Origin of the sequence: Candidatus Cryosericum odellii (assembly GCF_003570935.1) — a bacterium.
In the GTDB taxonomy this organism is placed as follows: Bacteria; Caldisericota; Caldisericia; order Cryosericales; family Cryosericaceae; genus Cryosericum; species Cryosericum odellii.
In genome coordinates this window covers 1-3,982 of record NZ_QXIU01000033.1, presented here as the reverse complement: position 1 = coordinate 3,982, position 3,982 = coordinate 1, and the positions used below count along the sequence as shown (strand labels likewise).

1 protein-coding gene is annotated in these 3,982 nt (G+C 60.7%); it reads left to right on the top strand.

Annotated elements, in window-relative coordinates; genetic code table 11:
* Positions 1-397: 397 nt before the first annotated feature.
* Entirely contained in the window at positions 398-3,622 is a 3,225-nt protein-coding gene (locus tag SMC5_RS01240; protein WP_119119268.1) for a PAS domain S-box protein, read from the top strand.
* Positions 3,623-3,982 lie beyond the last annotated feature (360 nt).

The following is a 3,982-nucleotide window of genomic DNA, read 5'->3' as shown; positions in this document are numbered from 1 at the left end:
ACTGGGTGACAAGCATGGCTGCCATGTGGTCGTGCCTCCTGCCCTGGAATCGCATGGCCCCAGACTGGATTCCCGCATACGCCGAAAGCACACCTCAGAACGCCCCTCGCATTGAAAAGAAATGCTTAGGGGTATTGAAAAGAAATACTTGGGGGGAATGACACATGGAACGCCTCCTGCCCAGGCGTGCCCTCGCCGGGGGAACACGATATACTGGGGCACATCTCCCGGCTTGACTTGCGGCTGCCAGTTTCTATGCTGTAACAAGTAGGATTATGGGTCAAACGGGGCTGCATGACAACGGTCCGTGCAAGGGGAGATGTGCAATGCAGTATGGCATGGCACTTAAATCGCTGATAGTCCCTGCCTGCTTCCTAGCTATGCCGGGAGGTGCCTGATGACAAGTGGGCCCTTTGGTGCGCTCGTTTGCAACACCGCGCTGCTCCTGTTGTTGGTCTACGTCTATGATCTGCTGAATGCTTTCCACTGGGTGTCCAGGTCCTGGATACGGCAGGTGATCACCGGTATCGCCATCGGCACGATCGGTATCTTTGTCATGCTGATGCCCTGGACCTTCGCAACGGGCATTATCTTCGACACGCGGTCCATCCTGCTGGCCCTCTCGGGGTTGTTCTTCGGCACGATCCCGACCATCATCGCGATTCTCATGACCTCCGCATACCGCATGGCCCTGGGCGGGAGCGGCATGTGGACGGGCGTCTTGCTCATCGTCGCCTCGGGAGCCATCGGACTAGCCTGGCGGCGTGCGCAGAAGCGCCAGCTGGCAAGCCTTTCGTTCTGGACACTGTACTCCCTCGGGCTAGTCGTCCACGTGGTCATGCTTGCTCTCCTATTCACGCTGCCGCTGCAGACTGCACTCCAGATTATCGCCAGCATCACCTTCCCAGTCCTTGTGGTCTTTCCCATCGCGACCGCCGCGTACGGCACACTGATGGTGGAGCGCCTGCGGCGCGAGCAGGGGGCTGCCGCCGTCCGCGAAAGTGAGAGTAAGTTCAGGGCGCTGTTCGAGCAGGCAGCAGTCGGAGTCGCCAAGGCGGAGGCAAGAACGGGGCGCCTGGTGCTCTTCAACCAGCACTTTGCTGACCTGCTGGGGTACTCCCCCGAGGAGCTGCTCGGGATGAACCTGCAGACCATCACGCATCCAGACGACCGGGCAGAGACACCTCGGAAAATGGAGGAGCTGGCGTCCGGCCGGATATCCTCGTTTGCTCAGGTCAAACGCTATGTGCGCAAGGACGGGGGCATCATCTGGGTCAACATCACCATATCGCCGTTGTGGGCGAAGGGGGACCCGCCCGACTTCGCGATGGCATCCGTCGAGGACATCACCAACCGGAAGCGTGCCGAAGAAGCCCTGGCGATTTCAGAGGAGCGGTACCGCACACTGTTCGAGTCGATGCGCATCGGTGTCCTGTACTTTGGGCCCGACGGGGTCATCATGTCGGCCAACCCGGCGGCCGTCAGTATGCTAGGAATCACTCAGGGAGAGATCGTGACCCGTCGCCCCACGGAGCCATGGTGGAGGAACATCCACGAGGACGGCTCGGAGTTCTCAGCCGAGGCCCTGCCCTCAGTGCAGGCCATGCGCACCGGGGAAGCAGTCCATGACGTTATCATCGGCATCTTCAACGAGCACGAACAAGCCTATCACTGGGCCAACGTCAACGCAATCCCACAGTTTCGCGCGGGCCAGACCAGTCCCTACCAGGCCTACGTCACGATGGAGGACGTCACCGAGCGCAGGGCTATGGGGCGCCAGTTGGCGCATCTGGCGTCGTTCCCCGCGCAGAACCCGTACCCCGTCCTCGAAATGGGAACCGACGGGGTGGTGCGATTCGCCAACGCGGCAACCACGGCCACGCTTGCACGACTGGGTCTGGACCCCGATGTCCGCCAGTTCCTACCAGGGGACGCCGAGCAGCTTGAACGCTTGAGACAGCAGTGTGAACAGTATCCCCAGGCCGAGGAGTTGGTTCTGGGCAAGGCCACTTTTTACAGGGTGATCATGGCACCGCCTGAAGCAGCGACGCTGCGTGTCTACGCCGTCGACATCACGGAGACCAAGACCGCCCAGTCACAGCAGGAGCGCTACCTCAGCATGCTCGATCGGAGTCTGAACGAGATCTACGTCTTTGACGAAGAGTCGCTGAAATTCGTCTACGTCAATGGAGCCGCGCTCCACAACCTGGGCTACTCCCTGGCGGAACTGCAGCAGATGACGCCGCTGGACATCAAGCCTGCCTTCACCAGACCTTCCTTCGAGGAGCTGCTGCAGCCCCTGCGGGACGGAACCAGGGAAGTGCTGGTCTTCGAGACTGTCCACCGGCGCAAGGATGGGACAACCTACCCGGTCGAAGTCCATCTTCAGCGATTCCAAGGCGACGGTCAGACGTCATTCCTTGTCTTCGTCAATGACATCACCGACCGCAAGCGGGTGCAGGCGCAGCTGCTGCAGTCCCAGAAGATGGAAGCCGTTGGCGAACTTGCGGGAGGCGTCGCGCACGACTTCAACAACATGCTGACCGGTATCCTGGGCAACGTGGCCATCGTGAAGGAAAGCATATCTCTGAATGACCCATTGCGCGAGAACATCGATGCCATCAGGACTGCAGCCGAGGAGGCAGCGAATCTGACTAGAGGGCTGCTGACGTTCAGCCGTGGAGCCATGATCCAGCCTGTCGCGCTCGACACGAACGCATCGGTCGAGCGGACCCTGGCTGTGCTGACACAGTCCCTGCCAGCGTCTGTCACCATCGTCAACAAGCTGCAGCCGGGTGTCTGGAACGTCTTCATGGACCAGTCCCAGATGACACAGATCCTCCTGAATCTGGGCGTCAACGCCCGCGACTCGATGGAGGGCAGAGGCACACTCACCGTCGGCACGCGGAACACGGTCGTCGACGCGGCCTATGTGCAGGCCCATCCCTTCGCCCGCACCGGGGAGTTCGTCGTGCTGAGCGTCGCAGACACGGGGCCGGGGATCGCGCCTGAGGCCCTGCAACACATCTTTGAACCCTTCTTTACGACGAAGCCCGTAGGTGGCGGCACGGGCCTCGGCCTCTCCATCGTGTATGGTGCGGCGCACCAGATCGGTGGATGGATCACGGTCCAGTCGGACCCGGGCCAGGGGGCACTGTTCGAGGTCTACCTGCCACGGTTGGTCGGACAGCTGCCACCCGCGGCCGTCGCCAGACGGGCAGTCGCACGTCCCTGCATCGGCACGGTGCTTGTGGTCGAGGATGAACCTGTCGTCAGCGCCGTCGTTCAGGCCCTGCTGTCACGTGCCGGGTACAACGTCCTTGTAGCGGCCGACGGCGCATCGGCGGTGCACGCACTTGAGGCGCACGGTAGCGACGTCGACCTCATCCTGCTGGACATGACGATGCCCGGAATGACCACGGAGGAGATCCTGGCAGAGGTACGGCGCCTATACCCAATGTTGCCTGTTCTGCTTACCTCGGGGTACACGTCCAGTGACGCGGTCAAGCACATGCTCGCCGATGGCATCGTGCAGGGGTTCCTGGCCAAACCCTACGAGACCCAGGTGCTGTTCGCCACCGTCGCCCGTCTGATGCGCACCACGGAAGGAGGACCCCGTTGAATTGCCCTGCGTGGACCGAGTCGGATGTACGGGTATAAGTTTGGGCTTGCGGTTCGATCCTCAAACAAACAGAATAGTAGAAGAGTTCTCCAGAAATGGGGAGCGCTTTTTAGTTGTACTTTCTTGACATTTTGGTACATTAGTTTTATGTGCTATGAAAGCGGTGCGTTCAAAAACGAACGCAGGATACCACTAATTCGCGCTTAAAGAGAGGTCGGCCATGCCCAAAGAAATCCGCGATTCCGCCATTCTCAACCCCGCCTCTGACACGGCGACGGGCATCACCGGGGTCCGTCGCCAGGAGTCCTTGCTTAAGGCTGGGGGCCTGCAGAACGCGATTTTCAACAGCGCCAACTTCTC